The organism is Shewanella sp. HL-SH8 (assembly GCF_051165765.1).
Lineage (GTDB): Bacteria > Pseudomonadota > Gammaproteobacteria > Enterobacterales > Shewanellaceae > Shewanella > Shewanella glacialimarina.
In genome coordinates this window covers 330077-352684 of record NZ_CP195039.1, presented here as the reverse complement: position 1 = coordinate 352684, position 22608 = coordinate 330077, and the positions used below count along the sequence as shown (strand labels likewise).

At 42.5% G+C, this 22608-nt stretch carries 16 protein-coding genes; 7 read left to right on the top strand and 9 right to left on the bottom strand.

Annotated elements, in window-relative coordinates; translation table 11 throughout:
* Window positions 1-41: 41 nt before the first annotated feature.
* Together ACRWQN_RS01515 and ACRWQN_RS01510 are read right to left on the bottom strand one after the other, a co-directional pair.
* Complete coding sequence (locus ACRWQN_RS01515; RefSeq protein ID WP_434939555.1) at window positions 42-1319, bottom strand: MbnH family di-heme enzyme; 1278 nt, start codon at window positions 1317-1319, stop codon at window positions 42-44.
* Window positions 1319-2266: an MbnP family copper-binding protein gene (locus ACRWQN_RS01510; RefSeq protein WP_434939554.1), complete on the bottom strand. Its 948-nt coding sequence runs from the start codon at window positions 2264-2266 to the stop codon at window positions 1319-1321. Before ACRWQN_RS01510 ends, ACRWQN_RS01515 begins: the two co-directional genes overlap by 1 nt.
* Before the next feature lie 110 nt (window positions 2267-2376).
* On the opposite strand from ACRWQN_RS01510, the gene ACRWQN_RS01505 reads away from it, so the two are divergent.
* Entirely contained in the window at window positions 2377-5112 is a 2736-nt protein-coding gene (locus ACRWQN_RS01505) for a choice-of-anchor B family protein (protein WP_434939552.1), read from the top strand.
* A 496-nt stretch (window positions 5113-5608) separates the two neighbouring features.
* On the top strand, window positions 5609-6673 hold the full coding sequence (locus tag ACRWQN_RS01500) for an HDOD domain-containing protein (protein WP_434939551.1): 1065 nt from the start codon (window positions 5609-5611) through the stop codon (window positions 6671-6673).
* A gap of 73 nt (window positions 6674-6746) precedes the next feature.
* Here ACRWQN_RS01500 and glyS read toward each other — a convergent pair whose 3' ends face one another.
* Together glyS and glyQ are read right to left on the bottom strand one after the other, a co-directional pair.
* On the bottom strand, window positions 6747-8816 hold the full coding sequence (gene glyS / locus ACRWQN_RS01495) for a glycine--tRNA ligase subunit beta (protein WP_434939550.1): 2070 nt from the start codon (window positions 8814-8816) through the stop codon (window positions 6747-6749).
* Window positions 8817-8826: 10 nt separating this feature from the next.
* Entirely contained in the window at window positions 8827-9732 is a 906-nt protein-coding gene (glyQ, locus tag ACRWQN_RS01490) for a glycine--tRNA ligase subunit alpha (protein ID WP_235087217.1), read from the bottom strand.
* 113 nt (window positions 9733-9845) lie between these two features.
* Between glyQ and ACRWQN_RS01485 the strand changes: the two genes are divergently transcribed.
* Window positions 9846-10415: a DNA-3-methyladenine glycosylase I gene (locus tag ACRWQN_RS01485; RefSeq protein WP_434939549.1), complete on the top strand. Its 570-nt coding sequence runs from the start codon at window positions 9846-9848 to the stop codon at window positions 10413-10415.
* 93 nt (window positions 10416-10508) lie between these two features.
* On the opposite strand, the gene ACRWQN_RS01480 is transcribed toward ACRWQN_RS01485, so the two are convergent.
* From ACRWQN_RS01480 to fadB, 5 genes are all read right to left on the bottom strand, one after another.
* The gene (locus tag ACRWQN_RS01480) at window positions 10509-13694 is read right to left on the bottom strand and encodes an amidohydrolase family protein (protein ID WP_434939548.1); all 3186 of its coding nucleotides are present in this window, start codon (window positions 13692-13694) and stop codon (window positions 10509-10511) included.
* 349 nt (window positions 13695-14043) lie between these two features.
* A complete protein-coding gene (locus ACRWQN_RS01475) occupies window positions 14044-14487 on the bottom strand; it encodes an MOSC domain-containing protein (RefSeq protein WP_434939547.1) in 444 nt (147 codons plus the stop codon).
* A 2-nt stretch (window positions 14488-14489) separates the two neighbouring features.
* Window positions 14490-14753, bottom strand: a complete 264-nt coding sequence (gene tusA / locus ACRWQN_RS01470) for a sulfurtransferase TusA (protein ID WP_434939546.1) — start codon at window positions 14751-14753, stop codon at window positions 14490-14492.
* 271 nt (window positions 14754-15024) lie between these two features.
* Complete coding sequence (fadA, locus tag ACRWQN_RS01465) at window positions 15025-16188, bottom strand: acetyl-CoA C-acyltransferase FadA (RefSeq protein WP_235087209.1); 1164 nt, start codon at window positions 16186-16188, stop codon at window positions 15025-15027.
* A gap of 22 nt (window positions 16189-16210) precedes the next feature.
* Window positions 16211-18361 (bottom strand): fatty acid oxidation complex subunit alpha FadB, encoded by a 2151-nt coding sequence (fadB, locus tag ACRWQN_RS01460; protein ID WP_434939545.1) that lies wholly within the window; start codon window positions 18359-18361, stop codon window positions 16211-16213.
* A gap of 235 nt (window positions 18362-18596) precedes the next feature.
* Between fadB and pepQ the strand changes: the two genes are divergently transcribed.
* From pepQ to hemG, 4 genes are all read left to right on the top strand, one after another.
* Entirely contained in the window at window positions 18597-19913 is a 1317-nt protein-coding gene (gene pepQ / locus ACRWQN_RS01455; RefSeq protein ID WP_434939544.1) for a Xaa-Pro dipeptidase, read from the top strand.
* Window positions 19906-20520 carry a YigZ family protein gene (locus ACRWQN_RS01450; protein ID WP_434930830.1) on the top strand — a complete coding sequence of 205 codons (615 nt, stop codon included), beginning with the start codon at window positions 19906-19908 and terminating at the stop codon, window positions 20518-20520. Before pepQ ends, ACRWQN_RS01450 begins: the two co-directional genes overlap by 8 nt.
* An 80-nt stretch (window positions 20521-20600) precedes the next feature.
* Window positions 20601-22058: a TrkH family potassium uptake protein gene (locus ACRWQN_RS01445; RefSeq protein WP_434927657.1), complete on the top strand. Its 1458-nt coding sequence runs from the start codon at window positions 20601-20603 to the stop codon at window positions 22056-22058.
* On the top strand, window positions 22058-22585 hold the full coding sequence (gene hemG, locus ACRWQN_RS01440) for a menaquinone-dependent protoporphyrinogen IX dehydrogenase (RefSeq protein WP_434927656.1): 528 nt from the start codon (window positions 22058-22060) through the stop codon (window positions 22583-22585). Before ACRWQN_RS01445 ends, hemG begins: the two co-directional genes overlap by 1 nt.
* Window positions 22586-22608 lie beyond the last annotated feature (23 nt).

The following is a 22608-nucleotide window of genomic DNA, read 5'->3' as shown; positions in this document are numbered from 1 at the left end:
AAAAAAGGAAAGCTTAGGCTTTCCTTTTTTGTGGGTATTTTTTACGGTTTGATTTTAACCCAGGGGTCGCTTAAATCTGTATTGGTGATGAACTGTTCATCAGTCAAACTCGCTAAAAAAGCCAATAATTGTCGTTTTTCCGCTTCACTTATTTCAAAGCCTTTAATGAACGGACTTTTTAATGGGTTTTGTCGTCCATCTCCTTGGTGTTCTCCTGCTGTAATATTACGGCCACCAGCAGCATAAATATCTATCACTTCAGATAAACTTACCACACTACCATCATGCATATAAGGCGCAGTTAGGCTGATATTTCTTAAGCTTGGGGCCCTAAAACGACCGTCATCGATAGCTTTACCACTGACTTGAGCTAGACCAGTATCCTTTTGAGGGTAACCTAGCTGGCTATTTTGCTGTACTGGTGTCAATGCCGTGTCAGCCAAACTATTACTGGCTAATGATGTGCCAACTAACCCAGTACGTTCAGTGTAATATAAGCCGGTATTGTGGAAAGGGCGTCTGTCTAGTGGTTGCTTTTCGTGGCTGGTGGATTGGGTAAAGTTAAAGCCGCCATGGCAATGATGGCACTCAAGTTTTTCTGAGAAGAATAGCGCCATTCCCGCCAGTTGGGCTTCATTCAGGGCATCGTCTTGCTCATTGTAGGCGTAAGCATCAAAGGGTGAGTTTAAGGATACTAAGCTTCTTACAAAACTCGCTAAAGCTTGAGTTATCTGTATAAAGTCAACACCGTTAGCTTGTTGGCCGAAAGCTTGCTCAAATAGTGCTGGGTAGGGCGCTTGGGTAAATCGTGCGAGTATTAATGCTTCTTTACCCGCGAGCCCCATTTCTACTGGCTGCTCACTAAACAGGGGCAGTAAAACCTGATCCTCTATATGAGTTAGACCGTCGTGGGCCCAGGTGAGGGTTTTGTTGTAGGCAATATTGACTAAGGCTGGCGCATTACGAGTGTGCGCTTGCCCTGTACTGCCTATGGAAACCTTGAGTGTTTCGGTAAAGGCTTTGGATTGTACATGGCAACTGGCGCAGCTTTGCGTTTGATTGGCAGACAGGCGAGTGTCATAAAATAAATAACGGCCTAACGTGACCTTGGCCTGTGTCATTGGGTTGTCGGCAGGCACTTCAGGCTTTGGGAACCCTTCTGGTATTGGCCATTCATATTGGCTGACTTTGCTAGCAGATTCTGCCTGATTATCATTTTGTTGGTGACTTTCTTGCCCACAGCCCAATGCGAGCAGCATTAACAGCGCAAGTGCCATGGTGGCCAGCCATTGAGGTTTACTGGGTCGGTTAATCTGCATTAATTAAATCGCCACATTTTAGGGGTATCAGATATCTCGCGATCCAGAGGTTTGAGTGTTAAAGCTGCTTCACTCGCAATGTTTATCCCTAAAGCGTTAAACAGAGGCTGGCAACTTAGGCTTTGTGGATCAGACATACAAGCCTGTTGCGAGAGTTTGTCATCATTAAGTACAGTCGTTAGTAGAGGAGCTAAGTCTAATATTAGCTTTTGCTCCCCTTGATAAGCTAATTCGACTTTGGCTCTATTGGGGTAGCGGCAAGCCTTTAAAGGTGCACGCATTACACTTGCTGATTGGCAACCTATAGAGCCTAAATGAAATTGCCAGCCGGTTTGCAGACTAGCTAAAGGTATGTTTGCCGTTGTCTGATTAGTGGTAACTGCTGAGTTTGGCTGGTTAGTTTTATTCAAATCCAATCGTAAAAATTTATGCCCTTGTTGCCATGTCCAAAACATATCACTTTGATTAAGTGGCGGTTGCGCTTTAAGTGGATTACTGTGATTAAGCTTAAATGGCACACCCAATTCAAAACCCATTAAGCCCGGTGTCAATGGTTTTTCAAAATCAATTGTCCAATTTTCCTTACCTTGGCAATCTCCCCCTAATAACAATAAGTGTTTCTGTTGATGGCTTAATGTCTCCAAATCGGCATCTGTCTTGAGCGTGATGGGGTGACCGTTAAGGGTAAAGTTACTTAAGTAAAATTGGAGTTGTGCTAAATGCCACTGTGCTAATAGAGGCTCGTTGCACGTTACTGTTTTGTCATGCCACATCAATATAACTCTTAATGACTTGTTTTGTGCTGATTGCGCTTCAGAACCGTCACTACAAGCGACAAGTAAGCATATTAAAGGCCATATCCATAGATGTGCAGGGCTTAACGCTAAGGATTTTTTTAACCGTCTAAAATGGGTGCTAAGGGAAGTAATATAAATAAATGATGGCATGTTATCTTATTGTTGTTTATGTGTTGCTTTTCTGTATCCTACAAAATAAACCCTCAAAAAGCACTGATTTCTCCTTGATTTTAACCACTGGAACAAAAACGGAGTTCATTATGACGTTCCCTTATTTATGTAAGAGTGGCCTTAAACTTGTAGGTTTATTGTCTCTTAGTTGTTTTGTTAATACTTCCGCACTGGCGCATTCAGAGCATGATAAAGCAAGATTTGTCAGTGAGACGGGTCAAGATAAGGGCTTATGTGATAACGCATTGCGCCCCTGTAAAACAATTGCTTATGCAGTGACTCACGCTAATAAGGGCGATCGTGTATTGGTTGCTGATGGTTATTATCAAATTCAAGATATCGATGAACTCTTCTTGCTGACCAGTGAAATCGTGCCTGTTATGGGGGGATTTAATCGTTTTGATCATTATCTTTCCCAGGCGCCACAGCTTAATAATACTGTTTTGGCAGGTGTACCATTAGAGTTTGCATCTAGCTTACACGATCGTGGTTTTAGGGTAATAAGTGATGGTATAGGACAGTATGGCAGTCAGCTTGATGAGATGTTAAAAGAGCATCAAGCGTTACAGCAAGACCATTCAAGTCAGGAGTGTACAGGTGGTAAGGCGGGTGGCTTTAACTGTGATGCCATCGATTTAGTATCCCATGTTTCCCTTGGTAGCTTTTCTTCCAAACCTTCGGCTGCCAATGATATTTGGGGCCATGTAGATCTTAATACCGGTACAGAATATGCCATTATTGGATTAACCAATGGTACCGCCGTAGTGAGTCTGGCCGATCCTGCTAATCCGGTTGAAATTGGTACTGTTTCTGGTAGCAATACCAGTTGGCGCGATATTAAAGTTTATCAATGGTTTGACACCTTAACTTCTCGCTGGAAAGCCAATGCCTACGTGACATCAGAAGGCTCAGATAAGATTCAAATTATTGATTTAAGCCAGTTGCCGACCTCTATCACTCGACTAGCAACTGATTCAGCTGAAGGAGCGGCGCACAATGTGTATATCAGTAATCTTGATTATACTACCAATACCGCGTTAAGTGGTTTAACACCCAACCTTCATATTGTAGGTCAAAGTAGTGCTGGTGGTGCCTTTAAGAGTTATTCCCTAACAAACCCTGGTCGCTTAAGTGCTAGTTTTAGTCATAGCGGTGCCACGCGTGATGATTACACTCATGATGCCAGTTCTATGGTAGTTGACGATGCTAGAGCACAAGCCAGCTGTCAAACGGCCATATGCACGGTTTTATTAGATTTTAATGAAAACAGCATGCGCCTTTGGAATATTACCAACCCCTCACAGAGTAAGTCATTGTCAGAAGTTAGCTATGCTAAAGCTGAATATGTTCATTCAGGCTGGTGGAGCGAGGATAAACGTTATGTGTTTGTCCACGATGAATTAGATGAACAAAGAGCCGGACTTAATACTACATTACGGGTTTTTAATGTTGATAATCTAGATGCTCCTAGTTTAGTTAAAGTATGGTCTGGACCGACTAAGGCGATAGATCATAATGGCTATGTTCGTGGAAATCGATATTACATGTCCAATTATCAACGTGGCGTGACTATTTTAGACATTAGTCAGCCAGATGACCCTAAAGAGGTAGGTTACTTTGATACCTTTCCAGCGTCAGACAGTAATGCGTTTAACGGCGTTTGGGGCGTTTACCCTTACTTGCCATCTGGTTTAGTGATTGCTAGCGATATCAATAGTGGTTTGTATATTCTGCGAGATAAGACGCAAAGCCAGATTCAGGGTAATGCGAGCTTTAGTTCAACAACATCATCTGCACTAGCGGGAGATGTGATTACTGTTAATGTGCAACGTCCGCAAGGCGAAGGTGTTGTTGATGTGGGTTATGAAACCCTAGAGGCAAGTGCAAAGCAAGGGCGTGATTTTGAGGCTCAAACAGGGCGGTTAAGTTGGGAGGCCAATGACCTTACGCACAAGCAAATTGTTATCACCACCTTTGACAGTGGTCAAAACCGTGAGCTTAAGGCATTTGTCCGTTTGTTTGATCCCCAGGGCGGTTTAGGCATTACCAGCCCAAGCTACCATGAGTTATCTATTGGCGAAGATGTACCTCAGCCAGGCACCCTTGGTTTTGAGCGCGAACTAAGCACTATTAATGAAGGAGCAGATCCACTAAGTGTATCGGTATTACGCGTTGGTGGTAGTGTAGGTGAGGTGCGTGTTAACTATGAGTTTATAGAAGGCACCGCATCGTTAACAGAGGATCTTCAAGGTAACCTAAGTGGTGAACTCGTCTGGTTAGATGGCGACTCAGAAGCTAAGGAAATTATTATTACCCCCAAGGAAGATACTCTCGTTGAAGGTAATGAACTGTTTCTTGTGAAGCTGACAAGCGTAGCATCAAGTTTACTTGGTTATGACACTCTGACCGTAACACTCGTTGATAATGACAGACTTAATAGTGCGCCAATTGTTAATGTGGGTGACAGCCGTGATGTAAATGCAGGGGAAACCGTAACATTAACCGCAGTGGCTTCCGATCCTGAAAATGATGCTATTAGTTACCTATGGCAACAAACAGGTGGTACTGCAGTGAGCCTAACTAATGCGAATACAGCCTCTGCGCAATTTGTTTCACCAACGTATGATACAAGCTTAGTGTTTAGTGTGACAGCAACGGATAGTTTGCAAGCTAGCGCCTCAACAAGCGTCACTATTACGGTCAAGGCGGCTGTTGTGCCATTACCTGTACCAATAACTGAGCCATCCGGTGGCAGCAGTGGCGGCAGCTTAGGTTGGATATCGCTGTTATTACTGGCTTTAATAGGTAAGCGTAGAATAGCTTAATCGTGGTTGTGGGTAATTATTAACGTGTTATAAGAAATGGAACCTAATGGTTCCATTTTTGTTAGTAAGTGAACACCCACTAACTTTGCGATTTTATTATACTGGCAAGCATTACAGTTAAAACCCTGCTATATAGCGGCTATGGTCGTACATAATATTTCTGTGTCGGCTTGATATGACTTGTACTTAAATCAAATAGTTTAGGTAGAATGCACCCAGATTAATTATGGTAAACTTCATTATTCGAGTATATCGCCTTATAACGATTAACCATTGAGGGTGATTGGTGATTGAACAGGCCAAAGACAGACTTGTGTTGATGAGTATCACATAAAGTTCTATGGTGAGCTTGTTGAAATCAGTAAATTAAATATAACTCATCTAGATTTTATTGTTGAGCTAAATTATAAAACAGCGCCATCTAGCTGCGACTTTTATTGCAGAGTGCTATGGTTAAGTCAGAGCCTTTTATTCATTATCATTTTGGATCAATGCCGTGGTCAGAACATTTTTTAAGAAGTTGTTTAATATTCGTGATAATCAAGAACAAGCTAAGTTTACCGGTGTGTCCAATACTGAAAAAGTTAAAGCAGCATCACGCGCTAAAGCCGCTGAACGAGCCACTGCAACACAGGTAGAGTCGCAGATTAATAAAGCTGAGCAGTTGTCATCAATTGATGTTTCGGCTTTATTTTATAGTTTACTTTTTCCTGTGCAACAGCAAGGTACGGGTATAGCCAATAATCTTGAGCGCCAAGTGATGGGCAAAATTGAGATTGCGTTAAGCTCTCCCAAAGACATAGCTGAAAATGTGTTAAAACTTCCCAGTAAAATAGTTGAATTAGATAATAAGCTGGCTAATCAAGACGTCGATATTAAAGACGTTTTGCAATTAATAGAACAGGATCCTTTGTTAAGTGTTGAAGTCTTAAAGTTATGTAACTCGACAACTTTCAAACGTTCTGATAGAGAGGTGACTAATTTACAACAAGCTTTAGTGCAATTGGGCCGTGAACAATTAAGGCAGTTTGTAACGGCTTGTTTGGCCCGCGAAATGATAGATATTAAGCCAATTTATTTCCGTCGTTTTGGCGCTGAAATATGGCGTCATTCAATGCAGGTGGCTTTTTTATCTAGCGAGCTTGTTGAAGGTGAGCGTGATAGCGCTTTTTTATTAGGCCTATTACATGATGTGGGTAAGATTGCTATATTCAAAATGTTGATTGATGCTTTTCATCAAGCAGAACCCGGCGAACAGCCCAATTCATTATTGTTTAGTCAGCTCATGACCTCAAAATCACTGACGCTAAGTGCTTTATTAGCTAAATATTGGCAATTGCCAAATACCTTTGCTGAAAATTTATCCTTACTTGCTAATGCTAATGTACCGCCTAAGTCAGGTGCAGCAAAAGCGGTTTGGCGAGCGAATGTGATAAGCGAATGTTCTATGTTAGTACAAGCGAATAAAATATCAGAAGAAGTACTGATTAAGTTATTGGCTCAAGTCGACATTTCCCGCGAGTCTTTTGATGAACTACATCAAAAATTATTACAGTTTTAAATCACTCTGATTTGAATACACATAAAAAAAGCGCCTAGGGCGCTTTTTTGTGTAATGACATTTAAACTAATCGTTATTGCAGTACAGAAATGTCTGCAACATGTAAGAATTGCTCACGTAAGCTATTAAGTAACGCTAAGCGGTTATTCTTAAGTGCTTCATCATCAGCCATCACCATGACATCTTCAAAGAAGGTGTCTACACTTTCACGTAAATCGGCTAGCAAGGTTAATGCCTGCTGATAATCAGCATTAGCAAATAGCGGTGCTAATTCTGGTTGCAGTTGGATTAACTTATCCGCTAAAGCTTTTTCTGCCGGTTCAACTAATAAACTCTGGTTAATGGTTTCAGGCAGTGTGCCTTCAACCTTGGCCAAGATATTAGACACTCGCTTATTAGCTGCAGCAAGGGCTGTGGATGCCTCTAAACTGCGGAAGTGTGATACCGCTTTAACACGACTATCAAAATCAGCAGGGCGCGTTGGGCGGCGTGCTAACACTGCAAGAATCACATCAACTTGAATGCCTTTATCTTGATACCAGCTACGGAAGCGGGCCATAAAGAATTCAAGAACATCATCAGCGGTTGTTTTATTGCTAAGACTATCACCGTGAAGTGTTTGCGCTTGAGCGATTAATTCCACTAAGTCTAACGGTAGATTGTTTTCTACAATAATACGTAAAATACCAATAGCGGCACGGCGAAGAGCAAATGGATCTGCTGCTCCCTTAGGGGCTTGGCCAATACCGAAAATACCCACAAGGGTGTCAAATTTTTCAGCTAAGGCAACCGCACAAGATACCGCATCTGTTGGCACTGTATCACCTGAAAACTTAGGCTTATATTGTTGTTCAATAGCAACAGCAACTGCTTCTGACTCACCATCTAGGCGGGCGTAATGCATACCCATAGTGCCTTGGGTATCGGTAAACTCCATCACCATATTGGTCATCAAGTCTGCTTTTGATAGTAAGCCTGCACGACTAGCATCAGCTTCGCTGGCATTTAATTGTGCAGCGATAAAACCTGCCATTGCAGAAATACGTTCAACGCGTTGCTTTAACGTGCCTAATTGCTTTTGGAATACCACGGTTTCTAGGCTGGCTAAACGAGACTCTAGGGTGTGCTTTTTATCTGTGTTGAAGAAAAACTCAGCATCAGCAAGACGTGGACGAACCACTTTTTCATTACCTGAAATAATTTGCTGCGGATCTTTCGATTCAATGTTGGTGACAAAGATGAAGTTAGGCAGTAACTTGCCTGCGTTATCAAACACAGGAAAATACTTCTGATCGCCTTTCATTGTGTAAACCAAAGCTTCAGCTGGCACGTTTAAGAACTTTTCTTCAAAGCTGGCGGTTAATACCACTGGCCATTCAACTAATGAGGTGACTTCTTCAAGTAAGTCATCTTCAAGTTCTGCTATACCACCAATAACCGCAGCAGCTTTCTCTGCATCGGCTTTAATCAGGGTTTTACGAGCATGATAATCTGCAATCACTTTGCCTTGTTCTTTTAGCATAGTGATGTAGTTGTCTGCATGGTCTAGCTCAAATGTGGCTTGACCCATAAAGCGATGGCCACGAATAGTTCGTGCAGATTGAATGCCTAACACTTCACCCGAAATAGATTCCGCACCTAATAACATGGTGACAGTATGAACAGGGCGAATAAACTGAGTTTTGTTATTACCCCAACGCATAGGCTTTGGAATAGGCAGCTTATCTAATGCTTGTTGAGTCATGTCAGCAATAAGGCTGCTTGTGGCTACACCCACTATTTTGGCTTGATGAACTAACCATTCACCTTTGTCTGTCACTAAACGTTCAGCTTGCTCTACCGTAATACCGTTACCACGAGCCCAGCCTTGGGCTGCTTTGGTTGGATTACCGTCAGCATCAAATGCTGAGCTAACAGCAGGGCCACGTTTTTCAACAACTTTATCCGCTTGCGCTAACGCTAACTGAGTAATGCTAATGGCTAATCGGCGAGGTGCTGCATACCAAGTAGATGCGGTAAAAGGCAAGTCTGCTTTAGTGAGTTCAGCTTCAAAGTTAGCTAAAAATGATTCCGCAAGTGTGCGTAGTGCTTTTGGCGGTAACTCTTCAGTACCAATTTCAATGAGTAAGTTTTCAAATTTCATCTAATAACCTCTACTTACACATAGGGAAGCCTAAGGCTTCACGTGCTTTATAATAAGATTCTGCTACACCTTTAGCCATGGTACGAACGCGTAAAATATAACGCTGGCGCTCGGTCACTGAAATAGCATGGCGTGCATCAAGTAAGTTAAAAGCATGCGATGCTTTCATCACTTGTTCGTATGCAGGCAGAGGTAATGGTTTTTCTAAGCCTAATAATAGTTGGCAGGCTTTTTCACAGTCATCAAACTGTCTAAATAGCACTTCAACATTAGCGTGTTCAAAGTTATAAGTGGACTGTTCAACTTCATTTTGGTGGAAAATGTCGCCGTATGTGACTCGTCCCATCGGTCCGTCGGTCCACACTAGGTCATAGACACTGTCGACTTCTTGGATATACATAGCTAAGCGTTCTAAGCCGTAAGTGATTTCACCCGTAACAGGACTACACTCTATACCGCCAACTTGCTGGAAGTAGGTAAACTGAGTCACTTCCATACCGTTTAGCCAGACTTCCCAGCCTAAACCCCAAGCACCTAAAGTCGGTGATTCCCAGTTATCTTCCACAAAACGAATGTCATGGACTTGAGTATCAATACCTAAAGCCTCAAGTGAGCCAAGGTACAACTCTTGAATATTATCTGGAGAAGGTTTCAATACCACTTGGAACTGGTAATAATGTTGCAAGCGGTTAGGGTTGTCACCGTAGCGTCCGTCAGTTGGGCGGCGTGATGGCTGCACATAAGCGCTGCTCATTGGCTCTGGCCCTAACGAGCGTAAGAATGTTTGTGGGTGGAAAGTTCCAGCGCCCACTTCCATATCTAGCGGTTGAACAATTGCGCAACCTTGCTGCGCCCAGTATTCTTGTAGGGTTAGGATGAAACCCTGGAATGTCTTTACGTCATGTTTCGTCGTCATGTCTACTACTGTCAGGCTATTAATAGAAAATGGAATTGATTATACCTTGTAGAACAAGGTAGATGTAGGTTATTTTTTAACGTATTACTGAAATTGTTAATGGACACCATAACATGCAAGTTAACCGATGTGGCTGGGTAAGTGAAGACCCTATGTATCAACAATATCATGATGAGGTATGGGGGCGGCCTGTTTATGACCCGATAGAGCTTTTTGCTAAACTGTGTTTAGACGGTCAGCAAGCGGGATTATCCTGGATAACCATTCTTAAAAAGCAGGCTAACTATGAAGCCTGCTTTGCTCATTTTGAACCGAGTATTATCGCCAGCTTTGATCAAGACAAAGTCGAGGAGCTGTTACTTAATCCTGGTATAGTGCGTAATCGATTAAAGGTTAATTCCATTATTCGCAATGCCAAAGCGTATTTAGCTTTTGTTGAGCAGGGCAATGATTTCTCTGAATTCTTATGGGGCTTTGTAAACGGTAAGCCACAGGTAAATTATCCTGCAAGGCTTAAAGATGTGCCTGTGCAAACGCCAGCATCTGAAGCTATGTCAAAGGCGCTGAAGAAGATGGGCTTTAATTTTGTTGGCCCAACAATTTGTTATGCTTTTATGCAAGCCGTTGGCATGGTCGGCGACCACACCACAGATTGCTTTTGTGCCGCGTCTAAGCGTCAATAATGTAGAGCGATTTGAGTATCGCTTAATAAAAAAGGGTGTTCCACGTGGAACACCCTTTATTGTTACAACATAATGCTGTGAATTATATCTACACTATTTTGTTTCAAAGAAAAACGGCTTACGTTGTATCTTATCGCCATTCAACTCATTCATTGTTTCCGAATTAAATAACTTACCGTTAACCATAGTGTAAGTTACTTTATCAGTGCTGCGAATGTCAGTCAGTGGGTCACCGTCAATAACAATCAAATCGGCTAGTTTACCTGGCTTGATTGTACCAAGCTGATGATCCATACCAAAAGTGGTTGCTGGGTTAATGGTGGCTGTTTTCAATACATCCATATTACTCATGCCGCCTTGGGCAAACATCCACATTTCCCAATGAGCAGCCAGACCTTCACGTTGTCCATGTGCACCAATGTTTGGCTTAACACCAATTTCATTTAGTTCGTTGGCAACGCGTGCGACATTAAAATGATTGTAATGTGCATCCGGTGCAGTGGTTCTACGCATTGAGCGCGCATCTAAAATATCATGCGGAACATACATACTTAAGCGTGGATGGGCCCAAACGTCGGTTTTATCATACCAGTAATGTTCACCAGAAATACCACCGTAAGCTACTACCAAGGTTGGGGTGTAAGCTACTTTAGTTTGGCTCCAAAACTGTTTGATGTCGCTATAAATGGCAGCAACTGGTAATGAGTGTTCAACCGTTGTGTGGCCATCAGCAATCATAGTGAGGTTATGTTGAAGTAGCGATCCACCTTCAGGGACTACCATCATTTCTAATTCACGCGCTGCCGCTATTACTTGCTGACGTTGGTTACGTCTTGGTTGGTTATAGCTTTTTACGCTAAAAGCACCGACTTTTTTAAGGCGTTCTAAATGGAATTTAGCATCATCTAACGAATCAATGTGTGAGGTATAACCAGGGCCGTTAGCGCCATATAGAATCGTACCGGTTGAAAATATACGTGGGCCAACAATGTTACCGGCTTTTTGTTGCTCTGCAGCAGCAAAAATCTCAGTGGTATCATTTGAAGGATCATGGATAGAGGTGACTCCTAATGATAAGCCTGAATAGAGTGCCCAGTTTTGTTGTGGAATGATCTCATCATCTGCTTGGCCACCATGTGCATGGGCGTCAAACAGGCCTGGCATAATAGACTTACCGGCAATATCGATAACTTGTGCGCCAGATGGAATGGATGTCGATGCATCGCCAACAGCAACAATTTTATTGTCTTTAACTATCACCACACCATTTTCAATCACTTGATCATTTTCAAGGGTGATGACTTTACCGCCAACAAAAGCGATTGTTCCACGTGGAACATCTGCATCCTGTTTAAAGCCAATAGAGGTTATTTGGGGCTCAATTTTGGCGTCAGACTTTTCATACTGAGTATCAACTTTGGCTTGATATAAGTCTGGGCCAAGGGTCCAATAAAGCTCGTTGCTGTCATTGTTCCAACTAATGCTTTCGCCGGCACGGGCACTGAGTTGAGTAACGGGTAGATTGTTAGCTTTAGGGCCAATGTTAATCGTTTCACCATGCTTAGCAAATGGCGTGACATAAACACGGAAACGTTCTGCAAACGCAAGATGCTCGCCATTAGGGGCTATACGAAACTCTGTCGCATGTTCGCTAGTGTAATGAGTACGTTTTTCGAAACCGTTCATGCCAATTGATGAAAGTTGCGGCGAGCTGCCGTAATCCATAAAGTACACACGGTCGTTATCTGCACCAAATTGTGGTTGATAACCACTGGCAGATAGCTTGGTGTTCTTCTTACCTTTAGTATCAACTTTATATAAACCAGGTTCTTGAGACCAAGTGCGAGCTGTCATATAGCCGCCCTTAGCTTTACGATAAACCACATATTCTCCATTAGGAGAGAATGTTGGCTCAACATATTTACCAGGTTCATTAGTTAACACTTTGGCTTTTCCACCACGCGAACTGACTATGCTAACGGTACCTTGGGCTTGGTCATTCCAAGTGGTAAATACAATGTTTTTACCATCACGTGACCATTGAGGGAATAGCTCGTTAACATCATTATCTAAACGAGTTAAGCGTTTCTGTTTTCCATCTTTTATATCGCGGATCCATAACTTGCCTAATGCTTCAAAGACTACTTGTTCACCATCAGGTGAGACCTGTGCCATGCGCAGCATTTTTACATCAAAATTATCTTGATCAAGGTTCTGAGTAAATCTAACTGACGGTTGTACGTCTAACTGGGTTTTAATAGAAAAGGGAATATCACTAAGCGTTTTTTTAGCCACGTTTAGCTTGTTGATTTTACCGTTAGCCCAGAACACAATGTCTTTATTGTCATTGGTCCAAGACATTGTTGGGTAAACGCCGTGAATAGCCCAGGTTTCTTGCATGTCACGATCTAGCTTGTCATACAGCTTTGTTTCTTCACCAGACTTTAAGTCCAGAGAATATAAGGTCGACTGGAAACCATCGCGTTTTATGTATGCTAAAGATTTACCATCAGAGCTTGGTGTTGGACGAATAGCACCGCCGGTACCTTCAATTAATACTTCAATGTCACCGGTTTGGGTGTCATAGCGTTTAATTTTATAAATTCCTTTTACAGAATCCTTTGAGTAATGAAAGGTTTTACCCGGGGTCGCATCTTGGCTGAAATAGATATAGCGGCCGTCAGGTGAGTAAGCAGGCTCGCCTAAATCTTTTTGATCATTTGGACGTTCTGTCAGCTTAACGCCTTCACCTCCAGCAACATGATACATCCACACTTCGCCAGCACCTAAGCTTCGACTTGCGGTAAAGTGTTTACGAGCAACTAGATACTGTGAGTCAGGACTCCAGGCTGGGCTGTTTAATAGGCGGAATGTTTCGCTGGTTACTGGATGTGGATTGGTGCCATCGGCATTCATTATCCATATGTTGTCGCCGCCATCTTCATCTGATGTGAACGCAATATATTTTCCATCAGGGCTATAAACTGGCTGCATTTGCCATGCAATGCCACTAGCAAGTTGGGTTGCTTCGCCACCAGATATAGGCATTTGATAGATATCGCCTAGTAGGTCAAATACAATCGTTTTGCCGTCAGGTGATACATTGACGTTCATCCATGTGCCATCAGTGACATTAATGTCGACTTTTTGTAATGGGGCATTTTCTGGGGCGTTGACTTGCCATTTCGCTGCTTCATCTTCTGTGGCAAAACTAGTTGAGCTAATACCAAGTGATAATGCTATCGCGGTATAAATAGGGGTAAGTTTTTGTGTGAACATGCAAGATCCATTTATTTATCATTATAAGAGTATTAATGCCAACCAACAGTATCTAAAGTGGTTTGTGTCAGGCTTGTTAGCATCAAATCTGGCTTGGTAACCTTTATCGCACAAATGGCTATAAAACGACACAAAAAATCTGTTTCAAATAATGACAGAAAAGTAACTTGGTTGTAAAAATGGTGTGATAAGTTGACATGCATAAAGCTGATGATGGGTAACTTTATGGATATATACCGGATCTTAGATTGGAGGTTTTTTTAGCATTGTTATGTTCGATAAATAAACCTTTAATATGGCAAGATTCATTTATCTATAGAGTAGCGATAAAGTGATTTGGTTGTCATGTTTAGCGCATCGTTACTGGATCATCTGGTTGTATCAGTCCTGCTTGTATGACTTTACAGGTTACACCGCCTCGCCAGTCTGGTGTTAATGCTTGTTCTAATCCAGCAAAAGCGGCTTCCATTTTTTTACAGGGATCTGTTTCACCTGTGATTAACAACTGCAATTCAGCGCCAATATGGAGCGTTTTTCCAACATCGGTAGCGCTAAACTCATATCCTGTTATTAGCAAATTAGCTCTACGTGTCAGCCAGTCTAAATCCGCATTTATTTGATTACAGGCTATTTGCCATTGCTGCTTCGACAGTACTGTTACTTGACGTTTACCTGGGCGGCCAAAAACATCATTTTCAACACCGCGTTCTAGGGTGACGTTGGCGCAAAACACTTGGTTCATTTTACCACGTTTAGCTGTTTTATAAGCTATTGCTGCTAATTTAGCTTCCATGTTTATATTCCTTTTTTTAGCAGATATTGATAGGGCGTTTTTGATGTTTCGCTGGCAATTAGGGTGTGATCCATAAACTCACAAAAACTTGGAATGTCTCTGGTTGTTGCTGGGTCATCGGCAATAATTAATATGGTTTCACCGTCTGCCATTTTGCGCACAGCTTTACGGATCATCATTACCGGTTCTGGACAACGTAAACCTAACGCATCCAGTTGGTGTTGTGCTTGTGCAAATACTTCTAGGGAGGTTAATTCTTCTGACATTGCCACTTCAACTTAGCTTTTTTAATATCCATAATTTTACTCCGCCACATCTTGATTGCCAAGTTTAGGTGTAACTAATGTGATTTAGCTATGAATTAACGTTTTAATTTGTTTTTAAATTTTCCTCAAACATGTTTCACGTGGAACATTAGCCAGTTGATGAAAAATAAAAAACCGAATTATTTTTCAATAATTCGGTTTTTTGAGTTAATTTACAATCGATAGGGTGAACCCGTTAGATTGATAAACTCAGATTAACTTTAAAGATAGCTTAAACGCGTTCGAAAACAGTCGCGATACCTTGACCTAATCCGATACACATAGTGGCTAAACCTAATGTTGCATCTTTATCTTCCATCAAGTTAATCAGGGTGGTAGAAATACGTGCACCTGAACAACCTAGTGGATGACCAAGGGCGATAGCGCCGCCGTTAAGGTTAATCTTGTCATCAACTACATCTTGTAAACCAAGATCTTTAACACAAGGTAAAGACTGGGCTGCAAACGCTTCGTTAAGTTCAATCACATCTAAATCAGCAACTGAAAGACCAGCACGGGCTAATGCTTTTTGAGTAGCAGGCACTGGACCATAACCCATAATTGCAGCATCACAACCTGCAACCGCCATTGAGCGAATGCGAGCACGAATAGGTAAACCTAATGCGCGAGCCTTAGATTCTTCCATTACTAACATCGCAGATGCACCATCCGATAGTGCTGATGATGTACCTGCTGTCACTGTGCCGTTAACTGGGTCAAATGCTGGACGTAAACCTGCAAGTGACTCAAGGGTCGTTTCCGGACGGATAACTTCGTCGGTCATAACCTTGATTAATGCGCCGTTTACATCGTGGCCTTCAATGCCCCAAATTTCTTTGGCAAAGCGACCTTCAATCGTTGCAGCATGTGCACGCTGATGAGAGCGTACAGCAAAAGCATCTTGTTGTTCACGGGTAATGCCATGTAACTTACCTAACATTTCAGCGGTTAAGCCCATCATGCCAGAGGCTTTAGCTACGCGGTTAGCTAGGCCTGGGTGAAAATCAACACCGTGGTTCATTGGTACATGACCCATGTGCTCAACACCACCAATAATGAAGGTATCTCCTTGGCCAGTCATAATGGCGCGAGCCGCTTGATGAAGTGCATCCATTGATGAACCACATAAACGGTTTACGGTAACCGCACCAGCTGTTTTAGGAATACCAGCTAATAATGATGCGTTACGGGCAATGTTAAAACCTTGTTCTAGTGTTTGTTGCACACAACCCCAAATAACATCTTCAATGGTATTTGGATCAAGTTGTGGGTTACGAAGCATTAATGCTTTCATTAGTTCTGCAGAAAGAGTTTCTGCACGTACATTTCTAAATACCCCAGCCTTAGAACGGCCCATTGGGGTACGAATGCAGTCTACGATAACAGCTTGTTTCATGATTTAATTCCTTTCCCACTTATTAGGCTTGGTAGTAACTACCGTTGTTGGCTGCAAGTGCGCGCATTGCATCGGTAACTTGATATAAGCCACCAAGATGTGCGTATTTGTCTGCTAGGGCAACAAAGTTTGCTACGCCCATGGTGTCTAAGTAACGGAATACACCGCCACGGAATGGTGGGAAACCAATACCGTATACTAGACCCATATCGCCTTCAGCAGGTGATGCAATAATGCCTTCTTCTAAACAGCGAACCGTTTCGATGATCATCGGGATCATACAGCGAGCTATGATTTCATCTGACTCGAATGCCTTTACTGTACCGAACTCAGCGCTTAATAATTCATAGCTAGTTTGGTCAACGTCTTTTTTCGGCTTACCACGACGGTCTACAGAATAAGCATAGAAGCCTTTAGTGTTTTTCTGACCTAGACGTTTGTTTTCAAACATAATGTCGATAGCGTCTTTGCCGTTTTTACCCATACGGTCAGGGAAGCCTTCAGCCATTACTGCTTGTGCGTGATGACCGGTATCTAAACCGACTACGTCAAGTAAGTAAGCTGGACCCATTGGCCAACCGAACTGTTTTTCCATGACTTTATCGACAGCGGCAAAGTCAGCACCATCAGCAAGTAGACCGCTAAAACCTGCAAAGTATGGGAACAATACGCGGTTAACGAAGAAGCCTGGGCAATCATTTACAACGATTGGGGTTTTGCCCATTTTGCTGGCGTAAGCGACAACTGTTGCAATGGTTTCTTCTGAGCTGTGCTCACCACGAATAATTTCAACAAGTGGCATTTTGTGCACAGGGTTAAAGAAGTGCATACCGCAGAAACGTTCAGGTTTCTTCAGGCTTTTAGCTAGCAAGTTGATAGAGATAGTTGAGGTGTTTGAAGCAATAATCGCATCTTCAGATACATAGCCTTCAACTTCAGCCAGTACAGTGGCCTTCACTTTTGGATGTTCAACAACCGCTTCTACAACGATGTCGCTATTTTTGATAGAGGCATAATCTAGTGACGGCGTAATGTTGTTTAATACTTTAGCCATTTTTTCTGGCGTAGAGCGACCGCGTGCAACTTGTGTTGTTAGAATTTTAGCCGCTTCGTTCAAGCCTAACTCTAATGCTGGCTGAGCGATGTCTTTCATGACAATTGGCGTGCCTTTACTGGCGCTTTGGTAAGCAATACCACCGCCCATAATGCCTGCACCTAATACCGCAGCTTGATTAACATCTTTCGCTAATTTACCTGCTTTTTTCGCTTTGCCTTTAACTAATTGGTCATTTAAGAAAATACCAATTAATGCCGTCGCAACGTCAGTTTTAGCCAGCTTAATAAAAGCCTGAGCTTCAACTTGTAATGCACCAGCGCGATCTAAAGTCGCCGCTTTTTCGATAACATTCACAGCTGCCATTGGCGCTGGATAATGTTTACCGGCAATAGAGAACACCATGCCTTTGGCTGTGGTGAACGACATCATAGCCTCAAGCTTACCTAGTAGCAGCGGTGATTGCTTTTGCTTACGACGAGCTTGCCAATCTAAGTTACCCGCTAATGCGTCATGTAACATCTGAATAGCTGCTGTGTGTAGGTTTTCTGGTGCGACTACCGCATCAATAGCACCCACTTTAAGTGCATCGTCAGGACGTTGTTCTTTACCTGATGTGATCCATTCTAATGCATTGTCAGCACCGATTACGCGAGGTAGACGAACCGTACCACCAAAGCCAGGAATTAAGCCTAATTTGGTTTCAGGTAAACCGATAAGTGCATTGGTATCAGCAACTCGTAAGTCGGTTGCTAGAATCGTTTCACATCCACCGCCTAAAGCAAAACCGTTAATCGCTGATACGGTAGGGAAAGGTAAATCTTCAAGCTTATTGAATACCGCATTAGCTTGTTCAACCCAAGCGAGCAGTGTGGCATCGTCTTGCTTAAATAATTCTAAGAATTCTGTGATATCAGCGCCCACAATAAATGTGCTTTTAGCTGAGGTAAGTATTAGTGCTTTGATATCAGTCTTTTGTTTGATGCTATCTAGTGCAGCATCTAAAGAGGCTAGAGTCTCTCTGTCAAATTTGTTTACCGAGCCCGGTGCGTTAAAGCACAGCTTGGCAATATTGTCTTCAAGTAACTCAACCTGGATGGTAGGGCTTTGGTAGATCATTGCTTGCTTCCTTATTGCTTAAAGCGATTTCAACATCTTTATAATCGTGTAGTTATCAAGCTTGTTTCACAGCAGTATAGGCCATCATTTGACCAGTTACACAACAGTGTGCGACTAAATGACAGAAATTACAACACCCAATTTAAACGACCGTTTAATTTTTGTCTACTAAGGTGATTTTTATCCTTTGTGGTAAACTGTGAGTGTTTGCCAACTACTGAATAGGAATCAAAAAATGGATCAGCTGGATAGCTTATATCATGCACATATTGCCGAGTTAAATCGTCGGGTCGCTGAGATCACCCGTCGTGAGAATTTTGCAGGCGTCGTTATTCATTCAGGACAACCCCATCGTCAGTTTTTAGATGATATGAATTATCCATTCAAGGTGAATCCTCATTTCAAAGCATGGCTGCCTATTCTTGATAATCCAAACTGTTGGGTTATTGCCAACGGGATTGATAAGCCAGTATTGGTCTTTTATCGTCCAGTGGATTTCTGGCATAAGGTTAGCGATGTGCCAGAGGCATTTTGGACTGAACATTTTGACATTAAGCTACTAACCAAAGCTGATAAAATTGCTGAGTTTTTACCGAAAGATTTGAGTAATTGGGCTTATATTGGTGAGCATTTAGATGTTGCTGACGTATTAGAGTTTAAGTCCCGTAACCCTGATGCGGTAATGAATTACTTGCATTACCACCGAGCTGATAAAACGCAATATGAACTTGAGTGTCTACGTCGAGCAAACAAAATTGCAGTTAAAGGTCATAAAGCGGCCAAAAGTGCATTTTTCAATGGTGGCAGTGAGTTTGAGATCCAGCAACAGTACTTAGCTGAAATCAGCCAAGGTGAAAACGAAATGCCATACGGCAATATCATCGCCTTGAATCAAAATGCGGCTATTTTGCATTACATGACATTAGCCCACGTAAAGCCAAAGCAGCGTTTATCGTTTCTTATTGATGCTGGTGCAAGTTACCATGGGTATGCCGCTGATATTACCCGTACTTATGCGTTCGAGAAAAATCGTTTTTCTGAACTTATTACGGCGTTAAATCAGCAGCAACTGGCCATTGTCGATGCAATGAAACCCGGGGTGAAATATACAGATTTGCATATTATGACCCATGAGCGAATTGCGCAGTTATTGATAGACTTTGAACTGGCTCATTCTGATGTGACTGCGCTGGTTGATTCTGGTGTCACGCGGGCATTTTTCCCCCACGGATTAGGTCATATGCTTGGCTTGCAGGTACATGATATGGGCGGATACTCCCATGATGAGCGCGGCACTCATATACCAGCCCCCGAAAATCATCCTTTTTTACGCTGTACTCGAACTTTAGCGGCCAACCAGGTGCTAACGATTGAACCTGGTATTTATATTATTGACACCTTGCTCAATGATTTAAGTGACCATGCTAAGCAGTTAGTTAATTGGCAAACAGTTGATGTAATGCGACCTTTTGGCGGTATTCGCATTGAAGATAATGTGATTGTGCACAGTGATCGAAATGAAAACATGACAAGAGAGTTGGCTCTTGACTGAGAGTTATTCAATACCTGATTCCAACTTGTTGATTGAAGAGGAGATAAAGCATAGTCGCTTTATCTCTTTTCTATTTCATTGCCCAGACCAAGATGTTATGAAGTTAACACTTACTAACATGAAGCGCGATTACCCAGGGGCGAGTCACTATTGTTATGCCTTTATAGCCGGAGAGCCCAATGAGATGGTTAATATTGGTTCCAGTGACGATGGCGAACCTGGTGGTAGCGCTGGACGCCCTATGTTAGCAAGCTTGCAAGGCGCCAATGTGGGTGAGGTTGGTGCAATAGTTGTACGTTACTTTGGTGGCACAAAGCTTGGCGTTGGCGGCTTAATGCGTGCTTATAGTTCAGGCATAAAGCTGGGCATTAGTCAGTTAAGTTTACGGACTAAGAATATTCGTTACCCGATCACCCTAAACTGCAACTATGCACAGTTAGCGGATGTTGAATATTTAGTGGCTCAATATGACGGGGTTATTTTAGCGAAAGCGTTCAGTGACAAAGTCGATATGACATTCGAGTTAGCAAAAGATGCCTTAGCTGATTTTAATACTCAGTTAGCCACAATGACCCAAGGGACGCTTCAAGTGAAGTTTACTGTATGAGCTAGGCTGAACTTATGCCAAAATGCCTTACAAAGTTAATTTTTCATATTTTTATAACATCGAACTAACAGAAGCCTTTAATGCAATATAAAACAATTATAAGAATCACAGGTTTGCTGATGGCCTTGTTCTCTATCACTATGCTTCCGCCTGCTTTGGTGGCGGTGTTTTATAAAGATGGTGGCGGTACTGCGTTTGTTCAGGCGTTTTTTGTCAGTTTATTTTTAGGTTTTTTACTTTGGTATCCCAACCGTAAACATAAAAGTGATTTACGTACCCGTGAAGGCTTTCTTATTGTGGTGTTGTTTTGGACGGTATTGGGATCCATTGGGGCACTGCCGTTTATTTTCTCCAAAGTGCCTGATTTAAGTTGGACCGACAGCTTTTTTGAATCCTTTTCCGCGCTGACAACCACTGGGGCGACTGTTATTGTCGGCCTAGATGACTTACCTAAGGCGGTATTGTTCTATCGCCATTTATTACAGTGGATGGGCGGCATGGGTATCATCGTGCTCGCCGTGGCTATTTTGCCGTTACTGGGTATTGGGGGCATGCAGCTATTTAAAGCCGAGATCCCCGGGCCAGTTAAAGACAGTAAAATGACCCCAAGAATTGCCGAAACCGCCAAAGCGTTATGGTACATTTATTTGATGTTAACTATCGCCTGCGCCACGGCATTTTATTTTGCCGGTATGAATGCTTTTGATGCTATTTGTCATGCGTTTTCCACTATCGCCATTGGTGGTTTTTCCACTAAAGATGCCAGTATTGGTTATTACGATAGTTCGGCGATTAATATTATCTGTGCGGTATTCTTACTCATTGCCGCCGTTAACTTTAGCGTGCATTTTGCAGCTTTCACCCGTCGTGGAATTAACTTTAAAATTTACTTTAAGGATGCTGAGTTTAAGGTATTAATCGGCGTTCAAGTGGTGCTAACTGCCATTTGTTTTACCACTTTATATTACTCGGGGGTTTACGACACCGCTGAGCAGACATTAGATTATGCTTTTTTCCAGGTGGTTTCGATATCAACTACCGCTGGCTTTGGCACCGAAAGCTTTCACTCCTGGCCGCTGTTTTTACCCGTATTACTGATATTTTCAAGCTTTATTGGCGGTTGTGCAGGTTCAACTGGCGGGGGGATGAAGGTTATTCGACTTATCCTGTTGGTATTGCAGGGCTCGCGTGAGCTTAAGCGTTTGGTTCATCCTAAAGCTATGTATTCTATCCGTATTGGCGGCGCAGCATTGCCAGACCGTATCATTGATGCGGTATGGGGCTTCTTCTCGGCTTATGCGTTAGTGTTTGTTATTTGTATGGTGATCTTAATGGCGATGGATATGGATGCTATTACCGCATTCAGTGCGACAGCGGCTAGTTTGAATAACCTTGGACCAGGGCTAGGCGATGTTGCCAATAACTACGCTAGTATTACCGATGGCGCTAAGTGGGTGTTGGTTATTGCCATGCTATTTGGTCGTTTAGAAGTATTTACTCTTTTGGTGTTATTTACACCGACATTTTGGAAAAACTAATGCAAAGCTTACTGGTTTACTCAACTGTGGATGGTCAAACGCTTGCCATTTGCCAACGTATCAAGCAACAACTTGAGCAATCTGGACATGGTGTTACGTTAAAGGATGTCGCCCAGGTCTCTCAGGTAGATATCGAAAGTGCCTCGCAAATTATTATCGGTGCTAGCATTCGCTATGGTAAACATCGTCCCGCATTATATGATTTTATTGCCAGTAACAAGGCCGCAATTGAAAGCAAAGCTAATAGCTTTTTTACGGTCAACGTAGTCGCAAGAAAACCTGAAAAAAACACCCCTGCAACTAATCCTTATATGCAAAAGTTTTTACTGTTATCACAATGGCAACCACAGTTGTCTTCTGTGTTCGCAGGTAAGATCGACTACCCTAAGTATGGTTTTGTCGATAAGTTTATGATCCGCTTTATTATGTGGATGACCAAGGGCCCTACGGACACATCTGCCACGTTTGAGTTTACTGATTGGAATAAAGTAGATGATTTTGCGGCTCAGTTGGTGCAACAAGCTTAATCCAACAAGCTTGCTGCATTAAG